Source organism: Myxococcus stipitatus DSM 14675 (genome assembly GCF_000331735.1).
GTDB classification, from domain to species: domain Bacteria; phylum Myxococcota; class Myxococcia; order Myxococcales; family Myxococcaceae; genus Myxococcus; species Myxococcus stipitatus.
In genome coordinates this window covers 8,751,670-8,775,821 of the sequence record NC_020126.1, presented here as the reverse complement: position 1 = coordinate 8,775,821, position 24,152 = coordinate 8,751,670, and the positions used below count along the sequence as shown (strand labels likewise).

The window sequence follows — 24,152 nt, the reverse complement described above, 5'->3', positions numbered from 1 at the left end:
CCAGTCGCGCCGAGTGCAGTCCTCAACGGGCCTGCTGGATGGACCGGGTCGAGGCGGACCGGAGCTGACGCATGTCGACGAGGATGTCGTAGCCCCTCGCATCCGGCGCCACCGGGCCCGCGTCGAAGCGGTACAGGGCGCTCAAGTCGCGCTCCTGGGGGAAGCGCTCCCGGACGGCCGTCGCGAACAGCTCCTTGGCCACCCACTCCGTGTCCACGGAGATGGAGCCGAACTCGTCCAGGTAGCGCCGGTGCGCGGAGGTGTCCTTCTGGCGGGCGGTGAGCACGAAGACGCGCGACGGACGCGAGGTCTCGAGCGCGGCGGCCCCCTGCCGCATCAGCGCCAGCTCCCGGCCCTGCGGCCAGGCGAACAGCTCCAGCGACTGCTGGCGCGCCACCCCCGCGCTGCCCACCACGAACACCGTCAGGAGCAAGAGTGCCAGGTGGGAGCCTCTCGTCGGCCACAGCGCGCCCAGCTTCACCACGGCGGCGAAGACGAACACGCTCCACACCCCCGTGAGCGCGAAGAGCGTGCGGTACGTGGGCCAGCGCTCACTCGCGAGCAGGCTGGCGCAGTACGCCAGGCCCATCAGCCCCACCATCGCCAGCACCCACGTCCCCACCGCCACCCGCCCCGCGCGGCGGCCCTCCGCGACCAGCCCCGCGACCACCAGCGCCAGCGTCCCACCCACCATGAGCCAGTAGCCCCACGAGGGCGACGTGTCCGAGTCATCCAGGACGTTGAGCGCCAGCGCGTTGGGCAGGACTTTCGAGACGAACCACACGGCCTTGTCCACGAAGTGCCGCTCCAGCGCCATGCGCGGCGAGGGCGAGAACACCCCCAGCGCGAAGCTCATGCGGGTGACGACGTACGCCAGCCCCAGCCCCGCGATGACCACGAGCAGGTGCCCGCCCAGTCCTCGCGCCAGCGCGCGCGGGTCCTCGTACCGCCGCGTCACCACCACCGCCGCGAGCAGCACCGCGTAGAACGGACCACTCGCCTGGTAGACGAGCATGGACGCCGCCAGCGCCACCGCGGCGCCCACGCACAGGCTCCAGCCTCGAGGGCCCCGAGGCCCCTCCCGCAGCCCCACCCGCGCCAGGGCGAACGCACCCACGCTGAGCAGCAACGCCACCGCTTGCGGCCAGCAGATGCCCCAGCTCGCGACGACCTGCGCGGAGGGAATCACCGTGAGGAAGGCCGCCAGCAGCAGCGCGGGGCCTCGGCTCCAGCCCTCGGCCTTCAGCAAGAGGAACACCGCCAGGGCCAGCATCCCCAGCCCCGCCACCGCCAAGGCCCGCAGGCCGCCGAGCCCCCGCACGTCCCCGGCCGCCCGCGAGGAGCGGTCCAGCAGCCACCCATACAGCGGGCGGCCCATGGCGCCACAGACCTTGAGGATCTTGCCGGGCTCCTCCCGGGCCTCGCGCAGGATGGCGTAGTCGTCGCGCAGGCCGTAGCTCAGGGAGACGACGCTCCCGTAGACGACCCAGGGAAGAAGCAGCAGCAGGGCGACCGTGCCCAGTGCCCGGAAGACCTCTGTCGTGGTGCGAGTCCGCAGGGGAGACCTCAATCAGCGGGTGAACCTGGCCGCGTCGTATGACGCGCCCTGGCATGAGGGAAGCACCAAGAATGGAGGCGCCATCCGACACGGGTTTCACGGAGGGGCCGTCCAGGCTCGTGCGACACGTCCATCCGGGGGGCCACGCAGGTGCTGGGGGCCCGGCATGGGCCGGGCGCGGGGGATGGCGATTCGCGAAGCAGCGGACAGCCTTCCGGCCCCGCGGAACGGTGAGGCGGGGACCCGACGTGGTGGGAGGGATTGGCAGACGACGTCGAGGGATGGTTCACGTCGGGTCGTGTACGCCCGGAGGGGAGAGTTTCGGGGGCGGACCTTGACGTTGTCGTTCCACGCACGCAACTCACCCGGGTGGATGTGCCTGCGTGAAGAGACGGACGCTGTGAAGCCCCGAGTGGATGAACGTGACGCGTCACGCGAGCGCTCCGTGCCCGCGGCCCATGACCTGTCCGAGTCCCGGCTCCCTGCCCATCACGAGACCATCGAGGACTGGGTGGTGGAGTGGCTGGCCCTCCACTGGCAGATGCCCGCGGGCTCCATCGACACGCGGCGTCCCCTGGTCGAGCAGGGGCTCGACTCGATGGCGGCCATCTCCCTGGCCAATGACCTGGAGCAGTGGCTGGGTTTGCCGCTGACGCTCGCCTTCCTCTGGCAGCAGGGGACCATCGAAGCCCTGGCTCGGGTGCTGGCTTCTCCGGAGGTGATGCTCGCCCTGTCGCCGGTGAGCGAGGCCGCGGAGGTGGTGCGGCGCAACGAGGGCACCACGCCCGCCTCCCTGGGGCAACAGCAGCTCTGGAGGCAGCTTCGGCCCCAGCCCGAGAGCCCTCGCTTCCACCTCCACTTCGGTCTGCGCTTCGACGGCCCGCTGGACGTCGAAGCGCTGAAGCTCAGCCTCCAGGAAATCGTCCGGAGGCACGAAGCCTTCCGCACGTCGTTCCGGGAGCGGGAGGGGGAGCTGCTGCAAGTGGTTGCACCGGCGCCCCGCCTGGAGATGCCCGTCGTCGACCTGCGGGCCGAGCAGGAGGATGACGCGGGGCGGGCGCTCGACTCCGCGTCCTTCCGGACACTCTACGACGCGCTGGGGCGGGCCCCGTTCGACCTCCAGGTGGGGCCGCTGATTCGCACCGCGCTGGTGGTCCTGACCCACCAGACCCATGTGCTGTTGGTGACACAGCATCGGCTCATCACGGATGGCGCGTCGCTGAGTGTCTTCGGGCGGGAGCTGGCGTTCCTGTATCGCGTCTTCCATGCGCGGGTGCCCTCGCCGCTGGCGCCGCCCTCCCGGCAGGCCGCGGACGTGGCTCGCTGGCAGCGGCAGTGGCTCGGCTGTGAGGGGGCGCATCGACAGCGCGAGTACTGGCGGGCGCGGCTGGAGGGGGTGCCGCCGCTGAAGCTGACGCCTCGGAACGGGTGTGGCGAGGGCTCGCGGCTGGGCGGGCTGGTGTCCTTCGAGGTCCCGGTGGCGCTGACGGCGGCGTGGAAGGCGCTGGCGAGCGGCGAGGGGGCCACGCTGTTCACCGCGCTCTCGGCCGTGTTCGCCGCGCTGCTGCGCCGGCACTCCGGGCAGGAGGACGTGCTCCTGGGCACCGTGGTGGCCAACCGGGGACGCCGCGAGCTGCGCGACGTGGTGGGGCTGCTCGCGAACACGGTGGCGCTGCGCTGTGACCTGACGGGGAACCCGTCGTTCCGGGAGCTCCTGGTGCGCCACCGCCGGTGCACGACGGAGGACCTGAGTCATCAGGAGCTGCCGTTCGAAGAGGTGTCGCGGCTGTGCCGAGGCGCCCGCGCGGCCTTGCCCGAGGTCCAGGCCGCGTGTGTCTTCGAGAGCATGGCGACCTTCGACCTGGCGATTCCGGGGCTGGGGTGCACGCTGTTGACGGACACGCCGGATGCCTCGGTGCCGGGCACGGCGCGGCATGAGCTGACGTTGTTGTTGCGCGAGGACCTGGGCCGGCTGAGCGGCGCCTTCGAGTACGCCGCCGACGTGTTCCAGCCCGCGGAGGTGGAGCGGCTGGCGGAGTGCTTCCGGCGGCTCCTGGGCCGCATCGTCGAGACGCCGGATGTGCGGCTCGATGACCTGCCGCTCGCCGAGGAAACGCTCCAGCTCGGCTGACCTGTGCGGGAGAGCGCGGGTGGGATTGCGTGGGCCCGTGGCGGACGGGCCATGGCAGACATTTCCCACGTCGGCCCTGGCACAGAGTGGCGGAGCTTTGTTCGAGGCCGCCCACTTGGCGGTCTCCGTCATTGAGAGGGTTTGGGCGGGCGATGAGAACGCGCGTGAGAGGGGGCGCGCGCATGGGCTTGGCGATGGTCCTGATGCTGGGGGGAATGATGGCGATGGCTCCGGTGGCCGGTGAGGCGCCATTCCCTGGCACCACTGAGTGGAGGTTGAGCCAGCCCGCGACGGGCGCGCAGCTGGAGGGATATGCCTCCGCGGTCAGCGTGCAGCGGGGCGAGTCCCTGGGCATCCATGTCCGGACGGACAGCGTGCGCGCGGTGACGTGGGAGCTCTTCCGCATGGGCTACTACGGAGGGACGGGCTCTCGGCGGATGGCGGCGGGAGGCCCTGTCACGGTGGGGCCGCAGCCTGTGCCCGAGGCGGACCGGACGACGGGGCTGGTGGAGTGCCGCTGGCCGGTGAGCTTCACCGTGCGGACCCAGGCGACGTGGCCGAGCGGGGTGTACTTGCTCAAGCTCCGGAGGGAGGACGGGCCGCAGTCGTATGTCTTCTTCGTGGTGCGCGCGGATGAGCGCAAGGGCGTGGGGGTGGTGCAGCTCCCCGTGACGACGTTCCAGGCGTACAACGCGTGGGGCGGTGAGAGCCTGTATGCGACGTCGCTCGGGTTGTCGGGAGGCCACGCGAAGGTCGTCTCCTTCGACCGGCCGTACCTGGATGGCAATGGGGCGGGGGAGTACTTCTACGCCGCGCACTCCTTCGTGATGTGGGCGGAGTCGAAGGGGTACGAACTGTCCTACGTGACGAATGTCGACGTGGACCGGGACCCGTCCTTGTTGCGAGGACAGAAGCTGTTCCTCTCGGTGGGGCATGACGAGTACTGGTCTCGTCCGGCGCGCGAGGCGGTGGAGGGGGCGCTCGCGTCGGGCGTGAGTCTGGCATTCCTGGGCAGCGACACGAGCTGTTGGCTCATCCGCCTGGAGGGCGCGTCGAGGCGGCGGCAGGTCTGTTACAAGGACGAGGCCCCAAGGGAAGACCCGCTCGCGGGCACGCCGCTCATCACGGTGCGCTGGCGCAACGCGCTCCTGGGCGAGCCGGAGAATGGGCTCACGGGCGTGATGTCCGATGCGTGGGGAATCATCCCGCAGCCCTTCGTCGTGGAGTCGCCAGAGGCGTGGCCCTTCGAGGGGACGCAGCTCCGGCGCGGAGACTCCATCCTGGGCGTGGTGGGGTATGAGATTGACCGCGAGTGGGCGAACGGGGCGACGCCGCCGGGGTTCATTCCGCTGTCGCGCTCACCCGCCATCAGCAACAAGGGTGAGCCGAACTGGCACACGGCGGGCCTCTTCACCGCGCCCTCGGGGGCGTTTGTCTTCTCCAGCGGCGGCATCTCCTGGTCGCACGGGCTCTCGCATCCGCGCTTCGCGGACCTGCGGGTGCAGCGCATCACCGAGAACGTGCTGCGCAAGGCGGGGCTGGTGGCCACGTTGCCGGGGGACACGTTTGGGGCGGAGGAGCCTCGGCCGGTGGACAGGACGGGACAGGCGGCGGGGGTCTCCACGCTGGCGGGGGTCGCGTTTCAAGACGGGTTCGTGGATGGGCCGGTGGCTCGGGCGCGCCTGCGCAGGCCGGTGGGCGTGGCCGTGGATGGGCTGGGGAACATCTTCGTGGCGGACACGGGGAATCATGCGGTGCGGAGAATCGCGCCGGATGCGGCCCGCACGGTGACGACCATCGCGGGCTTGGGGACACCCGGGGTGGGAGAGGGGCCGGGGGCGACGACGGCGCTGCGCTCGCCGCAGTCCATCGCGGTGGCGCCGGATGGGACGCTGTACGTGGCGGACACGGGGAACCATCGCATCGTGCGCATTGCGCGGGACGGGCGATGGACGGTGAGCACGTTCGCGGGTTCGAGGGAGGGGCGGCAGGGGAGGGCGGATGGAACGGGGCCGGCCGCGCGGTTCCAGACGCCCACGAGCCTGGTCTTCGCGGGGACGGATTTGTATGTGACGGACACGTTCAACCATCGGCTCGCGCGCATCACGCCGCAGGCGCGGGTGAGCACGGTGATTGGCTCACGGGGCTCGGGCAGCACGAACGGACCGGCGAGCCAGGCGCGGCTGCATCGCCCCACGGCGGTGGCGTTCGGGGATGGGGCGCTGTGGGTGGTGGACACGGGGAACCGGCTCATCCGCAGGGTGGCGATGGATGCGAGCTTCACCACGACGACGGTGGCGGGGAGCGCGCCGGGCGGGTTCGCGGATGGAGCAGGAGGCGCGGCGCAGTTCCTGCCGATGTCGGGCGCGGTGCATGTCGATGGCCGGCTGTTGTTGACGGACACGGGGAACGAGCGGATCCGGATGCTGGTGGGAGGGCGGGTCCGGACCTACGCGGGGTCGGGCGCGCATGGGGCGCGAGATGGGACGGCGGAGCAGGCCACGTTCAGCCTGCCCACGGGTATCGCGGCGCTGCCGAATGGAAACATGCTGGTGGTGGACCAGGGGGCGTCGACGCTGCGCGAGCTGCGGATGCCCGCGGCCGATGGTGGGAGCGTGGGGCCCGAGCCGCGCATCACCGGAGGTCCCTTCTCCGGGGAGCGTGCGCCCCATGACGTGTACCTGGATGGGACCACGAGCACGACGACGAACCCGGGCGGATGGATTCAGCGCTTCCGGTGGGACCTGGGCGATGGCACGACGTCGGACGCCGCATACCTGGAGCATCGCTATCTGCAGCCGGGCTCCTACACCGTGACGCTGACGGCGACGGATGGCGGAGGCGTGAGTGCCTCCACCACCCAGGTCATCCGCGTGGGGGCCCAGGGCGCGCCCGAGGATTGAAGCCCGAGTGGGAGTGGCGCGTGGGTGCGGCGGTGGTCACCCGGTGCGCGCGACCGCCCGGGCACAGAGTTGTTCGCTCAACGTCCACAGGTAGGCCGCGAGCTTTGAATCCCGCGCCTGCTTCTGCGGGCGCACCGCCCGGCGCTTCGAGACGTATTCGCCCTTGAGCGAGGCCGCCTCGGGTGCGGTGGCAAGCCAGATGAGGGAATCCGCGCCTTGCTCCGGCGTGCTCGAGAACGGCTTCGCGAGCGTGTACACGAGGTTCAGCAAGAACCCCTGGTCGGAGCCGAAGCCACCGAATTGCGTCCGCACCGTGCCTGGTTCGAAGCAGTTGGCGATGGCCGTTGTCCCTTCCAGTCTTCGCTGAAGCTCCTGGGTGAAGAGGACGTTCGCGAGCTTCGAGGTCGCATAGGCACCTGGGCCCGACCCGGCCAGGGACGTGGGAGTCTTCGCGAGGTCGAGCCGCCCGCGCGCCTGCATGCTGCTCGAGGTCGACACGACCCGCGCACCGGGTGTCTTCCGCAACAGGTCGAGCAGCGACGTCGTGAGCTGGAAGTACGCGAGGTGGTTGAGCGCGAACGTCAGCTCGAACCCGTCGGGGCCCATCGTCGGCTTCTTGAAGGTGGCACCCGCGTTGTTCACCAGGACATCCAGCCGCTCATGCCTGGCCTTGAACTCCTCCGCGGCGCGCTGGACGTCGGCCATCCGCGACAAGTCGCAGAGAAGAAGGTCGAGGTGGGGGTTCCCGCTGGTCGACTTCAGCTCGGCGAGCACCTGCTCGGTCTTCTGCTTGTTGCGGCCGACAATCGTCAAGGTCGCGCCGCGCCGGGCGAGCTCGGTGGCGGCGGCCTTCCCGATGCCGTCCGTCGCGCCGGTGATGAGGACGACTTTGTGCAGGAGGTCTTGGGTCATGAGGGGCTCCCAGGGTGTGGCGGTGGGGGCTCCCCCGCGAGACGGCGGCGTTCCCAGGCCCATGCGAGCGCGGCGATGACGAGCGATGTGAAGAGCAGTCCAGCCAGGGTCGGCCACGCGTCCGGCTGCAGCTTCCCCGACGCGTCGAACAGCTCCGAGCCGAGGTAGCTCACGATGAACAGCGTCGGCACATAGCCGACGAGCGAGCCCCAGAAGTGCGTCCAGAACCGCACCTTCGAGACACCGAGGAAGGAGTGGAGCATCTGCGACATCCAGAAGATGAGCCGCAGGACGACGACGGTCTGGAAGGCGCTGCGCTCGAGTGCCGCGTCGTACTTGCGCAGCCGCGCTGGGATGCGCGCGGAGACCCAGTCTCGCGCGATGAAGCGCGCGAACGAGAAGCCGACGATGCTCGCGGACATCGTGCCGGCCATCGAGAGCGCGAACGCGGTCTGCCACGGCCAGATGAGCGGCGCCGCCACCAGGAAGATGGAGCCGGGGACACCGAATGGTTGCAACACCGTGTAGGCGAGGATGAACGCGAGCCAACCCCACGCGCCCATCCCGACGAGCTTGTGCGCCAGGACTCGCGGCTCGCCGACCTGCTCGAAGACACCGAAGTGCCAGGCGCAGGCGAGCACGATGAGCACGCCCGCGATGACACCGAGCTTCGCACCGCGAGGAGAGTGAGTCATCGCGCTCATGCTCCGACCCGGTTGATGTCGGCGGACTCGAGGATGAACCGGTCGGCCCGTCCCTGGACGACACGCAACATCGCCCGGCCGAGGCGCTCCGACGTGGTGAACAGCCCGGGGACGACGCGGACCAGCAGCGGCACGAGCAAGAACAGCGGCTTCAGCAGGGTGATGCCGAACTGGTAGCCTCGCGTCTTGCTCCGGATGCCGGGACCTGGGCGGATGAAGCCAGGGCGAACAGCACCCGCGTGCCGGAACGGCATCTCCTTCAGCGCGCCTTCGACGCGGCGCCTCACGCGAGCCCACATTCCCGGGCCGCCCGCGCCCCCCGCGGAGCAGTAGCAGAAGGCCATGCCCGGGTTGAGCCGCAGGAGCGTGTGTGCCCACGTGAGCGTCAGCTCCTCGGTCACCAGGGCATAGGCCGCCTCGTCGAGGCCGACGGAGCTGACGCCAATGGCCCAGATGCACGCGTCGTAGCCGCTGAGCTGGCCTTCGACGGCGGCGACATCGAAGAGGTCGGAGAGGAGGATTTCGCGCAGCTTGGGATGCTCGACACCGCACGGCTGTCGACTGATGCTGAGCACCGCCTCGACGTCGTCGGATGCGAGCACCTCGCGCAAGGCGCCCGCTCCGACCATGCCTGTCGCGCCGAAGATGACGACCTTCATGGTTCGCCTCCCAGGTGTGTGTGGCCACATCGAACGCGCATCGGCCGCGCTGTTGTCCCCGCCGCGCTCATGACCGCGTTCCTTTCTTCGATGACTTGGGAGCGAAGCGCTCCGCGAGCAGTTGCGTCCGCCGCTCGAGCACGTCCACCGGCGGCTGGTCCGCGAGCAACCCGTCGAGCGCGAGGAGGAAGACCTCGGCACTCGCCTCATCGCCCAGGATGGTGGCGACGCACTCCCGCGCGACCTTGCGATGCAGCGCATCGGCCTCGGGGTCGATTCGCTCGCAGGCCTCGAAGAACTCGGGCCCCATGGGCGCCCCGACCATTTCGGCCCAGGGTTCGAGGACCATCAGCCGGCACACCCCCAGCAAGCGCTCGAGAGGGCTGCCGGGCTCCTTGGCCGCCTTCCTCGCCGCGGGATGCCTGGAGACCAGCCAGTCCACGAAGACGGCTCGGTAGATGTCCTCTTTGTCCTTGAAGACCCGGTAGAGCAGCGTGCGCGAGAGGTTGGCGCGCCGGGCGATGTCCTCGAACGCTGTCTTGGCGAAGCCGAAGTTGAGGAAACACCACCGGGCGGCGAGGAGGACACGCGCGCGCCGGGCCGCCGCTTCTTCGTCTGTCATCGTCACCGGCATGTGTTCAAAGTGACAAATGGTGTCCTGGTTGTCAATATGTCGGGATGTCGCCAGCAGCCGGGCGAGCAAGGGCGCGGCTCTCGCCGACACCAGGTGCGGAGCGGGTGCGAGCTTCGCGCCGTGCTTGCCGGGCACGGCATCCGGCTGTCCTCATCGCCGAGGTTTCGCGTTCGCGAGCGCCACTTCGGGCCGTGGCATGGGGCCAACCGTCGCCCGTCCGCCACTGAGGCCCTCAAGCGTCGGATGACGAACGTGCGGGCCACACGTCCCCGGCGCGTGCGGTGGACGCGGCACTAGGGTCCTGGCTCGTGCAGCCACGGGACGCGGTCAGGAAGCTCAAGCGTGGGAAGGGGCCCTGGGCGGAGGGGCCCTGGCTCCCCAGGGTGGCCTGGAAGAGCGCGCTCGCGCGCGTCGCCTTCATGTGCATCTCGTGGTGGGCCCTGTGTGACGGCGACCCGAGCAGCGTCACCTTCGGCGTGCCCGTGGTGACGGTCGTGCTGGTGGTCAGCTTCATGCTGAGCCCACCGCGCAAGTACTCCTGGCGGCTCCTCGACATCGCGCGCTTCGCCGTCTTCTTCCTGGTGGGCTCCGTGCAAGGCGGCTTCGACGTGGCCCGGCGCGCGCTGGCGCCTGGCCTGCCCATCTCCCCCGTCTTCATCCGCTACCGGCTGCGCCTCCCGGCGGGGGCTCCCTGCACCGTGTTCCGACTCACGCTCAGCTTGATGCCGGGCACGCTGAACGCGGATGTCCTGGGGGAAGTGCTGGTGGTGCACTCACTCGTCGACCGGGGCGAGGTGCTCCAGCACGAGCTGGAAGACCTGGAGCGCCGGGTGGCGCGGCTGTTCGGCCTGGACGCTCCTCCTCGGGAGGCCACCCATGCATGAGCTGCGCACGGGCGTGGCGTTCTTCCTGTTCCTCACGCTCCTCGCGGGGCTGGTGCGAGTCATCCGCGGCCCCACCCTGACGGACCGCTTCATCGTGGCGCAGTTGTTCGGCACCACGGGCGTGGGAGTCCTCGTCCTGCTCGCGGCGGATGGAGACCGGGGCGCGCTGCGAGACGTGGCCCTCATCTTCGCGCTGCTGGCCCCCGTCACCGTGGTGGCCTTCGTGCGCTTCGCCATCGGCGACCCTCCGGAGGATTCACGGCGATGACGCTCTTGAATGTCATCTCCGCGCTCTTCCTCCTCGCGGGCGCGGGCTTCTGTCTGGCGGGCACCGTGGGCGTGCTGCGCTTCCCGGACGTCTACTGCCGACTCCACGCCCTCACCAAGGTCGACAACCTGGGGCTCGGGCTGGTCGTCGTGGGCCTGGCGCTCGAGGCGGGCTCGTGGGCGACGGCGCTCAAGCTGTTCCTCGTCTGGTTCTTCGTCCTCATCTCCAGCGCCTTCACCTGCCAGCTCATCGCGCGCGCGGCGCTCCGCCGAGGCGTCGGGGCCTGGGGAGGCTCGCGCGAGTCATGATGGACGCGCTGCTCGATGGAGGGCTCGCGCTGAGCCTGCCCTTCCTGGCGTGGCTGGTGCTCCACACCGAGGCCCTGTCCCAGGCCGTGGTGCTCTTCGTCGCCATGGGCTTGATGTCCGCGCTCGCGTGGGCGCGACTGGAGGCCCCCGACATCGCGCTGGTGGAGGCCGCCGTGGGGACGGGCCTCACCGGCGCGCTCCTGATGCACACGCTGAGCTGGACGGAGGAGACCGCGCCCGAGGCCCACACCCGCGCCACCCGCTGGGTCTGGGACATCCTGGCCGCCTCCGCGCTGACGGGCGTGCTGGGGTGGGCCGTGCTCGCGCTGCCCGCCGACAGCCTGGGCCTGGGCCCCGAGGTCACCGCGCGGCTGGCCGACAGCGGCGTGGAGCATCCCGTCACGGCGGTGCTCTTGAACTTCCGTGGCTACGACACGCTGCTGGAGATCGCGGTGCTGCTGGTGGCCGCGCTGGGCGCGCGAGCGGTGAACCCTCGCACGGAGAGGCCCTCGCTGGAGACCGAGGACGACCCGCTGACGGGCGAGCTGTTCCGGATGATGACGCCCGCGGTGCTGCTGCTGGCGGGGTATCTCGTGTGGGTGGGCGCGCACGGCCCCGGGGGCGCGTTCCAGGCGGGCGCCATCCTCGCGGGAGGCGGCGTGGTGGCCATCCTCACGACGCGGCTGGGGACCCCGCGAATGTCGTCGCGCAGGGTGCGCTGGGCGCTGCTGATGGGCCCGTTGTTGTTCGTGGCCGTGGCCGTGGCGCCCCTCTTCCGCGGAGGGCGGCTGCTGGAGTTCCCACCTCATCTGGCGGGGACCCTCATCTTCGTGGTGGAGCTGGCGCTGACCGTCACCATCACCCTGGTCCTGCTGATGTTCTTCCCCGGGGTTCGTCCACCCAAGGTGGAGCGCGAGGGGACACCGTGAGCTCCTGGGTGCTCTATGCGCTGTCCGGCATGGCGATGTTCAGCGTGGGGCTGGTGGGCCTCTTCGCGCACCGGCACGTGGTGAAGCGCATCCTGGCGTCGAACATCATGGGCTCGGGTGTGTTGCTGGTCCTCGTGGCCCTGGCGCGGCGAGTCCCGTCGGGTGCGCCGGACCCGATTCCCCACGCGCTGGTGCTCACGGGCATCGTCGTGTCGGTGAGCTCGACGGCGCTGGGGGTGGCGCTGGCGCGGCGCATCTCCCGGCTCCAGTCCACGGAGAGCGACTCGTCGCGCTCCAGCCCGGAGGGCCCATGACGGGGGCCTGGGCCTTGATGGCATGGCCGGTCATCCTCCCCTTGCTCGGCGCGGTGCTCGCGCTGCTGGTGGGGCGAGACGGGGTGCGCATCGTCGCGGGTGTCGCCTCCGTGGCGACGCTCGGGGCGGTGGCGGTGCTGGCGTGGGAGGTGGCGACCGTCGGCGCGCTGCACCAGGATATCGGAGGCTGGGGCGCGCCCCTGGGTATCGGGTGGCGCGCGGATGGGCTCGCGGTGTTGATGATGCTGACCGTGGCCCTGGTGGGCTCGCTCATCAGCGTCAACGCGCTGGACCACCTGGGGAACCGCGAGGACCGTGAGTACCTCCCGCTGTGGCTGTTCGTCTGGTGCGCGCTCAACGCGCTGGTGATGTCGGCGGATGCCTTCAACCTCTACGTCACGCTGGAGCTGACGACGCTGGGAGCCGTCGCGCTCATCGTGGTGCGCAGGGACCTGCCAGGACTGGAGGCGGGCCTGCGCTACCTGCTCTTCGCGCTGCCGGGCTCGCTCTGCTACCTGCTGGGAATCTCGCTGCTGTATGGCGCGTACGCCGCGCTGGACATGGGGCTCCTGGCCCAGCGCGTCCAGCCAGGGCCCGTGACGTGGATGGCGGCGGCGCTGGTGACGGTGGGGCTGTGCCTCAAGACGCCCCTGTTCCCCTTGCATGTCTGGCTTCCGCCGACCTATGGCGGCGCGCCCACGCCGGTGACGGCGCTCCTGTCGGCGCTCATCTCGAAGGGCTCCTACTACGTGCTGTTCCGCATGTGGCTGGAGGTCTTCGCGCCGGTGCTCGACCCCGAGGTGGGGCAGTTCCTGGGCATCCTGGGCGCGGCGGCGGTGCTGTGGGGCTCGTTGCTGGCGCTGAGCCAGTCGAAGCTCAAGCAGGTCGTCGCCTATTCGAGCGTGGCGCAGATCGGCTACATGTTCCTGGTCTTCCCGATGGCGACGAGCGGGGCCCGGTCGGGCGCCATCTACCTGGTCGTCTCGCACGCCGCCGCGAAGGCATCCATGTTCGTGGCGGTGGGGAACATCCACCAGGCGGTGGGCATCACCGAGCTGGGCAGTGTGCAGGGGTTGGCCTACCGCATGCCCTTCACCTTCCTGGCGATGGCGCTGGGCGGCATCAGCCTGATTGGCATTCCGCCCAGCGGTGGGTTCATCGCGAAGTGGTACCTGCTCAACGCGGCCATCCAGACGCAGCAGTGGTGGTGGGGTGGAGTGCTGCTGTTGGGGAGCCTGCTGGCGGCGGCGTATGTCTTTCGCATCCTCCGAGGCTCCTTCCTCCCGCTCCCGCCCGGCGTGGAGGTGCGCTCGATTCCGCTGGGGAACGAGCTGGCGCCGCTCGCGCTCGCGCTCATCGCGTTGGTGTTGGGACTGGTGCCGTGGTTCCCGCTGGACCTGCTGGCGGTGGGGGCGGCGCGATGAGGAGCACCTGGCTCCCGGTGTGGGTGCTGTTGAGCTCGCTGCTCCCCGGGCTGGTCATCTTCCTGCTGCCCCAAGGTCAGCGGCGCACGCGGACGACGCTCAACCTGGCCGCGGCGGTGACGAAGCTGGGGCTGACCCTCTTCATGGCGTGGGGGGTGTTCCAGGGCCGTCACTATGAGACGCGTGTGCCCTTCCTCCCCAACGCGGACCTGGTGCTCCGAGCGGACACGTTCAGCCTGCTCTTCATCCTCCTGTCCGCGGTGCTCTGGTTCGTGACGACCATCTACGCGGTGGGCTATCTGGAGGGCACCGAGCACCTGAGCCGATTCTTCGGCTTCTTCTCGCTGTGTGTCGCCTCGACGATGGGCATCGCGCTCGCGGGCAACCTGCTCACGTTCTTCCTGTTCTACGAGATGCTCACGCTGTCGACGTACCCGCTGGTCATCCACAAGGGGACGCCCGATGCGCTCCGCGCGGGCAATGTGTACCTGCGCTACACGCTGACGGGGGCCACGTTGCTGCTCGCGGGCGTGGTGCTGCTGTACGTGCTCGCGGGGGCCGTGGAATTCACGGAGCGGGGCGCGCTCTGGGGCGCCGTCGAGCACCGCACCGGGTTGCAGGTGGCCTTCGTGTTGATGATTGCCGGCCTGGGCGTGAAGGCGGCGCTGGTGCCGCTGCATGGGTGGCTGCCCGTCGCGATGGTGGCGCCCGCGCCGGTGAGCGCGCTGCTGCATGCCGTCGCGGTGGTGAAGGCGGGCGCCTTTGGAATCACACGCGTCATCTACGACGTGTATGGCGTGTACCTGGTGCATGACCTGGGAGTGATGCGCCCGCTGGCGGTGGTCGCGGGAATCACCATCCTCTACGGCTCGCTGCGAGCACTCCAGCAAGGCGACTTGAAGCGGCGGCTGGCGTACTCGACGGTCAGCCAGGTCGCGTACATCGTGGTGGGCGTCTCCATCTTCGGCACGGTGTCGACCATCGGCGGGCTGGTGCACCTGGTCCACCAGGGGGTGATGAAGATCACGCTGTTCTTCTGCGCGGGGAACTTCGCGGAGGAGTTGCACGTGCATCGCGTGAGGGATTTGCGCGGGGTGGGGCGGAGGATGCCGCTCACGATGGGGGCGTTCACCATCGCCGCGCTGGGGATGATTGGGATTCCTCCCGTCGCGGGCTTCATCACCAAGTGGTACCTGGGCATCGGCGCGCTGGAGGCGAAGGAGCCCTGGTTGGTGGGGGTGCTGCTGATGAGCAGCCTGCTCAACGCGGGCTACTTCCTGCCCATCCTCTACTCCGCCTGGTTCCAGGCGCCCCAGCAGGAGTGGGAGCCGAACCCTCGCCGCTGGGAGATTGGCCTGTCCCTGCTGCTGCCCACGCTGACGACGGCCGCGCTGTCGCTCGCGATGGGGCTGTTCGCGGGATGGGAGTTCAGCCCCCTGAGCTGGACGAAGCTCATCACCGAGCGGGAGTTCCGGCCGTGAGCCTGGCGGAGGTGGCCGTCGGCGCGGCGCTGCTGGTGCCGCTCGTGTGGGTGCTGGCGGTGATGATTCCCGGCACGCGTGCGGTGGGGATGTGGCTGGCGCCGTGGGCCGCGCTGCCCGCGCTGGGGCTGGGGCTGGGCACGGGAGCGACGCTCCACTGGAAGAGCGTGCTCCTGGGGATGTGGCTGTACGGGCCGGAGACGGTGACGCGGACGTATCTGATCTTCACGGGGGCGCTGTGGCTCTTCGCGGGGCTCTTCGCGAAGGGCTATCTGCGCGAGGACTCGCGCCGGCCCTCGTTCTGGGGCTTCTACCTGGCGACGCTGGCGGGGAACGTGGGAGCGGTGCTCGCGCTGGACGTGGCGAGCTTCTATCTGTTCTTCGCGATGATGACGTTCTGCGCTTATGGCCTCGTCGTCCATGTTCGGGATGAGCGCGCGGCCGAGGCGGGGCGGGTCTACATCGTGATGGCGTTGCTGGGAGAGGTGAGCCTCCTGGCCGCCTTCTTCCTCACGGTGGGGACGCGCATCAACGTGATGCTGGTGGACGTGGCGCGAGTGGTGTCGGAGTCGGGCTCGCGAGACCTCATCGTGGTCCTCGTGCTGGTGGGGTTCGGAATCAAAGTGGGCGCGCTGCTGCTGCACATGTGGTTGCCCCTGGCCCATCCCGTCGCGCCCGCGCCCGCCAGTGCGGTGTTGAGCGGCGCCATCATCAAGGTCGGCGTGCTGGGGTGGCTGCGCTTCCTTCCGCTCGGGCAGTCGAGCCTGCCGATGGTGAGCCAGGTCTGCGTGGGGATGGGGCTCGCCGCCGCGTTCTACGCCGTGGTCGTGGGGCTCACGCAGCGCGAGGCGAAGACGGTGCTCGCGTACTCGAGCGTGAGCCAGATGGGGTTCATCACGCTCGCGGTGGGGCTCGCGCTGGGGACTCCAGAGGCGGCGCCGATGCTGGTGGTGGCGGTGCTCGTCTATGCGGTGCACCACTCGATGGCGAAGGGACTGTTGTTCCTGGGGGCGGGACTGTTGCCGGCGACGGGCTGGCGCGGGTGGCGAGGGGGATTGGTGCTCGCGGGGCTCGCCTGGTCCGGGCTGGAGATCGCCGGCGCACCGCTGACGAGCGGGGCCCTGGCGAAGCTGTCCCTCAAGTCCGCCGAAGCCGCGGCGCACGGCCCCGAGTCCTTGCCGTTGTTGCTGTCACTCGCGGCGGTGGGCAGCACGCTCCTCATGGCGCGCTTCCTGGAGCGTGTGGTGGCCGAGTCGCCGGAGCAGGGCACGTCCAGCGCGGGCTGGATGGGCGCGTCGTGGGGATTGCTGTTCGCGATGGATACCGCGCTGCTCTTCTGGAGTCCGGTGGGGCGCGAGGCGCTTCCGCGTCTGCTCGAGGCGAAGAACCTCGTGTCCTCGGCGTGGCCCGTCCTGGTGGGGGCAGGGGTGTGCGCGCTCGCCTGGAGCCTGCGACGGAGACTCGGCTGGCGGCTGCCACGGATTCCCGCGGGCGACGTGCTCTGGCCGCTGATGCGTGTGATTCAGCCCGCCTGGAGGTTGCTGACCGCAGGGGCGGAGCGGGAACCCACGGGGGAGGGGAAGACGTCCGAGCGTCTCCAGCAAGGCGTGGAGCGGCTCCAGCACTTCCTCCTCGACGAGGTGGACCAGGTGGAGGCGCGGCTCAGCCGCTTGCGGCAGGTGGGACTCGCGTTGCTCGTGTGGCTGGCGGTCTTCCTGCTGCTCCTCGTCCGCTGAAGCCCCGCGTGCTCGGTGGCTTCTTGTCGGACCTCGCTCACGTCTCATGCGCGTGGGGCACCCACGAATGGGGCGTGGCGCCCTCGTGTCGTGCATGCGGGCAGGCCGTTGAGCCTGGACTTCTTCCTCACGTCTCATGCGCGGTGGCGCACCGCGAACAACTCACGTTCTTCCTCACGGGGAACGGAGCCCGGCGCCGTCACGTCAGGGGCACTCAGCCCTGACGTGACGTGCCGTGGTGCCGACTCAGGCGCGCTCGACGCGGATGCGCGCGGGCAGGCCGTTGAGCTGGACCTCTTCCTCCGTCCCGGCGAGGCCCTCGGGGCCCACCTGGATGGAGGCGGCCAGCGTCTCGCGAGCAATCAGCTCCCGGCCCTCTTCCGTGACGCGCTTCACGCGCGCATCGCCATCCACCCACAGACGAATCTGGTCCGTGTAGCCCAGCTCCATGTCCTTGCGAGCACCCTGCACTCGGGCCAGCAGCTCACGCACCAGGCCCTCGTCGATGAGCGCCTCGGTCAGCTCGGTGTGGAGCACCACGACGCCCGCGCCCGTGCCCGCCGCCGCGTAGCCCGGATTGGCCTCCACGAGCGTCTCCAGCTCCTCGGCGGTGAACACCAGCGACTCACCGCCCACCGTCATGGCCACCTGGCCCGTCTGGAGCAGCTCCCGGTGCAGCGCGCGGCCGTCACCCGAGTCGAACGCCTTGCGCACCGGCGCCAGCTTGGGCCCCAGCCGCCCGCCGACCGCGCGCAGGTTCGGCCGCACCCGGAAGCGCACCACGTCCGCGTCCGGGCTGCCCGGCTCCACGAAGCGAACCTCGTGCACGTTCAGCTCGTCGGCGAGCAGGTCCTTGTACACGGCCAGCCGGTCCGTCAGCTCCTTGCGCGCCAGGATGATGTCCGCGCGCGACAGCGGCTGACGCACCTTGAGCTTGTTGTCCGTGCGCACCTTCAACCCCGGGGACACCAGCTCGCGCACCGCCGCCATGTCCGCGGCCAGCTCCGCGTCGATAAGGCTGGCGTCGACCTTGGGGAAGTCCGCCAGGTGCACGCTCTCCGGCTGCGTCGTGGGCCACGGCTTGCGAACCAGGTTCGTCCACATCGCGTCCGTGAAGAACGGGATGAACGGCGCCGCCATCGCGGTGATGGTGGTGAGCGCCTCGTACAGCGTGAAGTAGGCGTCGCGTTTGTCCTGCTCCAGCCCCGCCGTCCAGTAGCGGTCTCGGCTGCGGCGCAGGAACCAGTTGGAGAGCCCGTCCACCAGCGCCACCAGCCGCTGGGCCGCGTCGTAGACCTGATACGTCTCCAGCGCCTTCTCCACGTCGCGCAGCGTGAGCTGCACCTCGGAGAGAATCCAGCGGTCCAGGAGCGGCCGCTGCTTCACCTCGCGCCAGCCCTGGCTCTTGCGCACGGCCAGCCACGGCGCCTCGGTGGCACTCGGGTTCCCCGCCGCGGGGCTGAAGCCGTCGATGTTCGCGTAGATGGTGAAGAACGAGTAGACGTTGCGCAGCTTGATCTGGAAGTCCTTCTGCAGCAGGCGCACGTTGCCCAGCGAGTGGCGCGTGTTGGACCACGTCGGGCTCGCCGCGTAGAAGAACCAGCGGAACGCATCCGCGCCGGGGGACTTGGCGTTGGGGTCCTTCACCGTCACGCGCTCGGACGCGGCCAGGCGAGGCACCTCCACCGGCATCACGCCCACGCCCTTCGACGACGGGGCCACGCCCAGCGTCTGGACCTCCGAGGGCGCCAGCAGCACCACGCGGCGCTTGAGCTTCTTGTGGACCTTGAGGGGAACCGTGACGGAGACCTCGGGGCGGTCCGGGCGGAAGAGCTGCACCTTCGCGCCCTCCGTCAGGTCCAGGCCCTCCAGGTCCTCGCGGGCGATGAGCGCGACGCCGGGCTCCGCGGGCACACCCGCCTCGGCGGCGGTCAGCACCGCGAAGTCCATGCGGACTTCATCGAGGATGATTTCCGGAGGCGTGTAGTTGCCCTTCGACTTGGACTCCTTGCGGCCCTCCTTGTCGGAGACGTGGCCCAGCACGATGCAGCTCTTGTACGGGCGCGGCCACTCGCGCAGGGGCTTCATGCCCATGCGCGCCTGGGTCTCCTCGTCGAAGACGAGCGTGTTCACCATCAGCAGCGAGTAGAACCAGCCCCGCGTCTGGTCGATGGCCTCGGAGATGAAGTCGGCCGGGTAGGCGCGGTTGAAGATGTCCAGCGAGCCCGGCGCGTGCGGGAAGCCCCACTGCGCGAAGGGCATGCAGCCGGAGTCGAACCACACGTCGATGACCTCCGGCACGCGCTGGAAGTGCCCCGGCGTGCCGGGCTTCTGGTACGTCACCTTGTCGATCCACGGCTTGTGGACGATGAGGTGGCGCGCGTTGGCCTCGTGCGGCTTGCCGGCGAGGAACGCCGCGAGCTCCGCCTCCACGGCGGCCAGGTTGCTGCCCGGCTTCTCGCGCAGGGCCTCGAGCGAGGGCATCGCCTCCACTTCGCCCGTCTCGGTGTGGACCCACAGGGGGAGCGGCGTGCCCCAGTAGCGCTCGCGCGACAGGGCCCAGTCGACGTTGTTGGCGAGGAAGTCGCCGAAGCGGCCTTCCTTGATGTGCTCCGGCACCCAGTTGACGGCGCGGTTGTTCGCGATGGCCTGGTCCTTCATGGCCGTGGTGCGGATGTACCAGGCGGGGCGCGCGAACTGGATGAGCGGGTCGTCATCCGCGCGCCAGCAGAACGGGTACTCGTGCTTGTACTGCTCGGTGACGAGGATGAGGCCGCGCTCCTTCAGGTGGCGCTGGATGTCCTTGTCCGCGTCCTTCACGAACTTGCCGGCGACCAGCGGCACTTCCTCGGAGAAGGTGCCGTCCGGCTTCACGGCGCAGAACAGCTCCAGGGCGTGCGGCTGGGCGAAGCGCTCGCGGTCCTTGCGGAAGGCGTCGTAGTCGTCCTCGCCGAAGGCCGGGGCGACATGGACGATGCCCGTGCCGCTGGAGAGGGTGACGAAGTCCGCGGCCAGCACGCGCCAGGCGCGCGCGTCATCGCCGCCGTCGCGCAGCTTCGCGCGCGTGTCCTGCTCGTTCGCGAAGTACGTGTCGAACGGCGGCACATAGCGCTTGCCGACCAGGGTGCTGCCCATCTGCGTGTCGAGGACCGGCAGGTCCTTCTTGAGCTTCTTGGCCAGCTCCTCGCGCAGCGCGGCGGCGATGATGAGCTTGCGGTCGCCCGCGTCGACGGTGACGTAGTCCACGTTCGGGTTGACGGCCGCGAACATGTTGGACGGGAGCGTCCAGGGCGTGGTCGTCCACACGACGAGCGCGGTGTCGGGCGTGTCGCGCAGGGGGAAGGCGACGTAGACGCTGGGGTCGTCGACCGTCTTGTAGCCCAGGCCCACCTCGGCGGAGCTCAGCGCGGTGCCGCCCTGGGGCCACCACCAGACCACCTTGTGGCCCTGGTACAGCAGGCCCTTCTTGTGCAGCTCGGCCAGCGCCCACCAGACGCTCTCCACGAAGGGGCGGTGGTAGGTGACATAGGCCTGGTTCAGGTCGACCCAGAAGCCGATGCGCTCGGTGAGGCGCTCCCACTCGGAGGTGTAGCGGAAGACGGACTCGATGCAGCGCTCGGTGAAGGGCTCGACGCCGTAGCGCTCGATTTCGGCCTTCCCGTGGATGCGCAGTTCCTTCTCGACCTCCACTTCGACGGGCAGGCCGTGGGTGTCCCAGCCGGCCTTGCGGGGCACGTAGTGGCCGCGCATCGTCTGGAACCGGGGGAACAGGTCCTTGATGACGCGGGTGAGGACGTGGCCGTTGTGCGGCAGGCCGTTGGCGGTGGGAGGGCCTTCGTAGAAGACGAAGCTCTTGGCTCCCTCACGTGCCTCGAGCGAGCGCTCGAAAATGCGGCGGTCCTTCCAGAAGGCGAGGATGCGGCGCTCCTCGGCCGGGAAGTCCATCTCCGCGGGCACGGCGTCGAACAGGGAAGAAGGCTCGTTCTCAGGCATGGTGCGGTGCTTGATAGCACCGCGAGGCCGGGAAGGAAGGGGGCTCCGGGGGAAAACCCTCCCAGTTCCAGGGGATTTCTGGCTTCGAAGTGTTGGCCGTGTCCCAGAAGCAGGTCCCCCGGGTGGACGTCAGAACGCCTCGCCCACGTTCAGGTAGAAGCTGGGCTCGTTGCCATAGGCCACGTCGAGCCGGATGTTCACCGGCACGTCCGAGAGCGGCGCGAAGCGCAGGCCCAGGCCGCCCGCGGGCTTGATGTTCTTCGCCTCCAGGTCCTTCAGGCTGTGGGCCACCGTCGCCGCCGACGCGAACACCACACCGCCGAACTTCCAGAACAGCGGCGCCCGGTACTCCACCTGCGCCCCCAGGTGCTGCCGCTCGCGGAAGCGCCCCTCCAGGTACCCTCGGCTCAGCTCCATGCCCCCCAATCGACCCGTGTCGTAGAAGGGCACCTCGCCGTCCCGCAGCTCCACCAACCCCTGCAACGCGAGCACATGCCGGGTCCCCCACGGCAGTGACACGTAGCGACGCACGTCCAACCGCAGCAGGTCGAAGTCGTAGTCCGAGCCCCAGTCCCCACTGGCCGTGCGCAGGTTGAGCCGCGCCAGCAACCCCGTGGTGGGATTGAGCGTGTTGTCGCGCGAGTCATACAGCGCTGTCAGCCCGAGCTGGAGCGTGTTCCCCCCGTCGGCCCCCGGCGTGCTCCGCACCGCGCCGTCCTCGGCGAGCTTCGTCATGCGCACGTTCTGCAGCCGCAGCGTGGGCCCCACGTACAGCCGAGGCGCGATGCGCCACTTGGGACTCACCTCCAGCTCCATGTAGATGGGCGTGAAGTCCTCTTCATCCTCCGAGCGCGTGTCGGCCCCCATGCCGTAGAAGCGGTCCGGGAAGCGCGCGCCACTCAACGTCGCCGTCAGGTTGAGCCGGTCCTCCAGGAAGTAGACATCCGGCTGCAACAGCAACGTGAACTGTCCTCGCACGCTCGCGGCGGCGGCCAGCAGCACCTGCGACTCCCGGCGCCCGGAGCCCGCGGGCGGCTGGTACACGAACGAGGCCGCGCCTCCCAACAGGAAGCTCGTCTCGGGCTGATACGCGGGCAGCAGGAAGGGGACGATGCTGAACTTCCCCTCCGTCACGGACTCCACGGGCGCGGGCGGTGGTGTCTCGGGCTCGGTGGGCAGCGGAGGCGTGGAGGCGAGCAGGGCGCCCAGCAGCGGGACAACGGTGCACAGGGGTGTCATGGGGCGGTTACACGTTCTCGTCGAGCCAGTCGAACAGCCGCTCTTCCGCGAGCGCCGCGGAGGCCGCCTGGCAGTGCAGGGGCGCGGCCTCGGCCTGGGTGAAGGTCATCAGGTGCTTGGGGCCGCGAAGCGCGTCGTACAGCTTGCGCGACTGGCCCGGGGAGACGTCCTCCGCCTCGCCGTCCATGATGAGCACCGGGCAGCGGATGCGTTCCACGATGGCCTCGTTGGTGAACTCCTCCAGCTTGCGAAATAGCTCCGAGGGCGAGCGCGCGCCATGTTTCCAGTACACGTCCTTCAGCCAGTAGTCCGCCGTGGGCCAACGGCTGGCGAGCCCCTGGATGGCCTCGTCGAACGCCTCCGGATGGGACTTCAGCAACGACAGCGCTCCCGGCAGGAAGCGATTGAAGTGCTCGGTGTGCTGCTCCCACCAGCTCAACACCCCCGGATTGGCGATGCACAGCGCCACCCGCTGCTCGAACGCCACCGCCCGAGGCGCCAGCGCTCCTCCAAACGACAGGCCCATCAACAGGATGCGCTGGGGGTCGACTCCGCTGATGCGCTCGGCCGCGTCCACCACCGGGCTCACGGCCTTCTCCCAGTCCGGCCGGAAGCTCAGGTTCTTCTCCCGCAGCGCCCGTCCTTGCCCCGGACCATGGAAGAACAACACGTGGTAGCCGCGCCTGCGCGCTCCCTCCCACACCCACTTCGTCTCCTCCGGCCAGGCGTGCAGTCCCTGGTGGAGCAGAATCACCGGAGCGCTCGGCTTGGCGTACGGCGAGCGCACGAAGTACGCCGGCAGGCTCGAGCCCTCGTAGGGGATGTCCATCGGCTGGATGTCGAACCCCAAGAGCCCGTTGGACTTCTCGAAGGTGGACGCCGCCGCCCGCGTCACCTCCATCAGCGCCGGGTCCTCGCGGTTCGTGTAGTGAATCGTCGCGGCGCGGTAGTAGTTGGCCGCGCGGGCATACGCCTGCCCCGCCGTCACCCGGTGGCCCTTGGCCTCCGCGGCGGTGGCGTGCTGATGCACCCGCGTCGCCGTCTTCCTCCACTCCGCGAACCAGCTCTTCTCGTCCCCGGGCTGGATGCGCCGCGCCGTCTCCAGCACGTCCCCCACGTCCGACTGGCCATGCGTCGCATGCCCCAGGAACCACAACAGCTGGTTGTCCATCAGCCCGTCCCCCGACAGGCGCAGGTCGTACCAGGCGTCGGTCCGGGGATTGAGGCCCTGCACCTCCTTGGACTCGGGCTCCATCACCCTCCGCGTGCCCGCCGTGATGGCCACTCCGCCGACGAAGAGCCCGGCCCCCGCCAGCACGCCTCGTCGGGAGAGTCTGCCTGCGCTAGTGTCGGGCCCTGGGTTGGCCATGGGATTCAATCTCCGGAGTTAATCAGTTGATTGAATCAATAGAGTGAGAGAGGTTCCTGCGTCAAGCGTGGGGCCCGAAGTCCTGTTGTTTCAAGGGTTTGGTGGAATGGGAACGAAGGAGCAAGACGCCCAGGAGCGAATCCTCCGGGCCACCATCATCTGCATCGAGCGGGATGGCCTGGATGCGACGGGCATCCGGGAGATTGCCCGCGAGGCCCAGGTCAACAGCGCGGCCATCAGCTACTACTTCCGCAGCAAGGAGAAGCTGATTGCCCAGGCGCTGGAGGCCACGCTGGACCAGGCCTTCGGGCACGTGCTGATGGACTTCGACAAGCTGGTCGCCGAAGGGCTGTCCATCCGCGAGGCCTTCGAGACGCTGCTCGAGGACATCGCGGGGAACCTGGGCCGCTATCCCCGCATCGCCCATGCGCACTTCCACGACGCGCTGGTGCATCAGCGCTACGACGGCGCGGCCATCCACCGCCTCAATGCGTTCCTGGAGGAGCTGTCGCGAAAGCTCGCCCCCGCCACGACGCACCTCACGGAGGACAAGCGGCGCATCGCGCTCGTGCAGCTCTGGTCCTCCGTGTCGCTCATGTCGATGGCGCCGCGCACGTTCGACCAGTTCATCCTCCTGGACTTCCACACGCTGGAGACGCGGCGCACGTGGGTGAAGCAGTCGCTGCGCTTGCTGTTTCCCGCATGA

At 69.6% G+C, this 24,152-nt stretch carries 19 protein-coding genes; 11 read left to right on the top strand and 8 right to left on the bottom strand.

Annotated features, from left to right (window positions below):
* Window positions 1–22: 22 nt before the first annotated feature.
* Window positions 23–1,570, bottom strand: a complete 1,548-nt coding sequence (locus MYSTI_RS33850; RefSeq protein ID WP_015352347.1) for a hypothetical protein — start codon at window positions 1,568–1,570, stop codon at window positions 23–25.
* Window positions 1,571–1,970: 400 nt separating this feature from the next.
* On the opposite strand from MYSTI_RS33850, the gene MYSTI_RS33845 reads away from it, so the two are divergent.
* Both MYSTI_RS33845 and MYSTI_RS33840 read left to right on the top strand, forming a co-directional pair.
* Entirely contained in the window at window positions 1,971–3,689 is a 1,719-nt protein-coding gene (locus MYSTI_RS33845) for a condensation domain-containing protein (protein WP_169558687.1), read from the top strand.
* Between the two features lie 182 nt (window positions 3,690–3,871).
* The gene (locus MYSTI_RS33840; RefSeq protein WP_015352345.1) at window positions 3,872–6,592 is read left to right on the top strand and encodes a N,N-dimethylformamidase beta subunit family domain-containing protein; all 2,721 of its coding nucleotides are present in this window, start codon (window positions 3,872–3,874) and stop codon (window positions 6,590–6,592) included.
* A gap of 36 nt (window positions 6,593–6,628) precedes the next feature.
* Here the strand turns inward: MYSTI_RS33840 and MYSTI_RS33835 are convergent, their stop codons facing one another.
* The 4 genes from MYSTI_RS33835 to MYSTI_RS33820 all read right to left on the bottom strand — a co-directional run bounded on the left by MYSTI_RS33835 (window position 6,629) and on the right by MYSTI_RS33820 (window position 9,489).
* Window positions 6,629–7,504: an SDR family oxidoreductase gene (locus tag MYSTI_RS33835; protein ID WP_015352344.1), complete on the bottom strand. Its 876-nt coding sequence runs from the start codon at window positions 7,502–7,504 to the stop codon at window positions 6,629–6,631.
* The gene (locus MYSTI_RS33830; protein WP_015352343.1) at window positions 7,501–8,199 is read right to left on the bottom strand and encodes a TVP38/TMEM64 family protein; all 699 of its coding nucleotides are present in this window, start codon (window positions 8,197–8,199) and stop codon (window positions 7,501–7,503) included. The genes MYSTI_RS33835 and MYSTI_RS33830 overlap by 4 nt, the downstream gene beginning before the upstream one ends.
* Before the next feature lie 5 nt (window positions 8,200–8,204).
* Window positions 8,205–8,867, bottom strand: coding sequence for a Rossmann-fold NAD(P)-binding domain-containing protein (locus MYSTI_RS33825; RefSeq protein ID WP_015352342.1), 663 nt, complete (start codon window positions 8,865–8,867; stop codon window positions 8,205–8,207).
* Between the two features lie 67 nt (window positions 8,868–8,934).
* Entirely contained in the window at window positions 8,935–9,489 is a 555-nt protein-coding gene (locus tag MYSTI_RS33820) for a TetR/AcrR family transcriptional regulator (RefSeq protein WP_044900849.1), read from the bottom strand.
* A gap of 395 nt (window positions 9,490–9,884) precedes the next feature.
* Here MYSTI_RS33820 and MYSTI_RS33815 point away from each other — a divergent pair, with 395 nt between their 5' ends.
* From MYSTI_RS33815 to MYSTI_RS33780, 8 genes are read left to right on the top strand one after another with little or no spacing between them, the layout of a single operon-like run.
* A complete protein-coding gene (locus tag MYSTI_RS33815) occupies window positions 9,885–10,385 on the top strand; it encodes a Na+/H+ antiporter subunit E (RefSeq protein ID WP_044900848.1) in 501 nt (166 codons plus the stop codon).
* Window positions 10,378–10,653, top strand: coding sequence for an MrpF/PhaF family protein (locus MYSTI_RS33810; protein WP_015352339.1), 276 nt, complete (start codon window positions 10,378–10,380; stop codon window positions 10,651–10,653). The genes MYSTI_RS33815 and MYSTI_RS33810 overlap by 8 nt, the downstream gene beginning before the upstream one ends.
* Entirely contained in the window at window positions 10,650–10,961 is a 312-nt protein-coding gene (mnhG, locus tag MYSTI_RS33805) for a monovalent cation/H(+) antiporter subunit G (protein ID WP_015352338.1), read from the top strand. Before MYSTI_RS33810 ends, mnhG begins: the two co-directional genes overlap by 4 nt.
* Window positions 10,958–11,890: a hydrogenase subunit MbhD domain-containing protein gene (locus MYSTI_RS33800; protein WP_015352337.1), complete on the top strand. Its 933-nt coding sequence runs from the start codon at window positions 10,958–10,960 to the stop codon at window positions 11,888–11,890. Before mnhG ends, MYSTI_RS33800 begins: the two co-directional genes overlap by 4 nt.
* Window positions 11,887–12,204, top strand: a complete 318-nt coding sequence (locus MYSTI_RS33795; protein WP_015352336.1) for a cation:proton antiporter subunit C — start codon at window positions 11,887–11,889, stop codon at window positions 12,202–12,204. The genes MYSTI_RS33800 and MYSTI_RS33795 overlap by 4 nt, the downstream gene beginning before the upstream one ends.
* On the top strand, window positions 12,201–13,628 hold the full coding sequence (locus MYSTI_RS33790) for a complex I subunit 5 family protein (RefSeq protein WP_015352335.1): 1,428 nt from the start codon (window positions 12,201–12,203) through the stop codon (window positions 13,626–13,628). The genes MYSTI_RS33795 and MYSTI_RS33790 overlap by 4 nt, the downstream gene beginning before the upstream one ends.
* On the top strand, window positions 13,625–15,109 hold the full coding sequence (locus MYSTI_RS33785) for a complex I subunit 5 family protein (RefSeq protein WP_015352334.1): 1,485 nt from the start codon (window positions 13,625–13,627) through the stop codon (window positions 15,107–15,109). The genes MYSTI_RS33790 and MYSTI_RS33785 overlap by 4 nt, the downstream gene beginning before the upstream one ends.
* A complete protein-coding gene (locus MYSTI_RS33780) occupies window positions 15,106–16,845 on the top strand; it encodes a complex I subunit 5 family protein (protein WP_015352333.1) in 1,740 nt (579 codons plus the stop codon). The genes MYSTI_RS33785 and MYSTI_RS33780 overlap by 4 nt, the downstream gene beginning before the upstream one ends.
* Before the next feature lie 246 nt (window positions 16,846–17,091).
* Here MYSTI_RS33780 and ileS read toward each other — a convergent pair whose 3' ends face one another.
* The 3 genes from ileS to MYSTI_RS33765 all read right to left on the bottom strand — a co-directional run bounded on the left by ileS (window position 17,092) and on the right by MYSTI_RS33765 (window position 23,395).
* Window positions 17,092–20,838 carry an isoleucine--tRNA ligase gene (gene ileS / locus MYSTI_RS33775; protein ID WP_015352332.1) on the bottom strand — a complete coding sequence of 1,249 codons (3,747 nt, stop codon included), beginning with the start codon at window positions 20,836–20,838 and terminating at the stop codon, window positions 17,092–17,094.
* A gap of 129 nt (window positions 20,839–20,967) precedes the next feature.
* Window positions 20,968–22,077, bottom strand: coding sequence for a BamA/TamA family outer membrane protein (locus MYSTI_RS33770; protein ID WP_015352331.1), 1,110 nt, complete (start codon window positions 22,075–22,077; stop codon window positions 20,968–20,970).
* A 7-nt stretch (window positions 22,078–22,084) separates the two neighbouring features.
* Window positions 22,085–23,395, bottom strand: coding sequence for an alpha/beta hydrolase family protein (locus MYSTI_RS33765; RefSeq protein ID WP_233278046.1), 1,311 nt, complete (start codon window positions 23,393–23,395; stop codon window positions 22,085–22,087).
* 157 nt (window positions 23,396–23,552) lie between these two features.
* On the opposite strand from MYSTI_RS33765, the gene MYSTI_RS33760 reads away from it, so the two are divergent.
* On the top strand, window positions 23,553–24,152 hold the full coding sequence (locus MYSTI_RS33760; protein WP_015352329.1) for a TetR/AcrR family transcriptional regulator: 600 nt from the start codon (window positions 23,553–23,555) through the stop codon (window positions 24,150–24,152).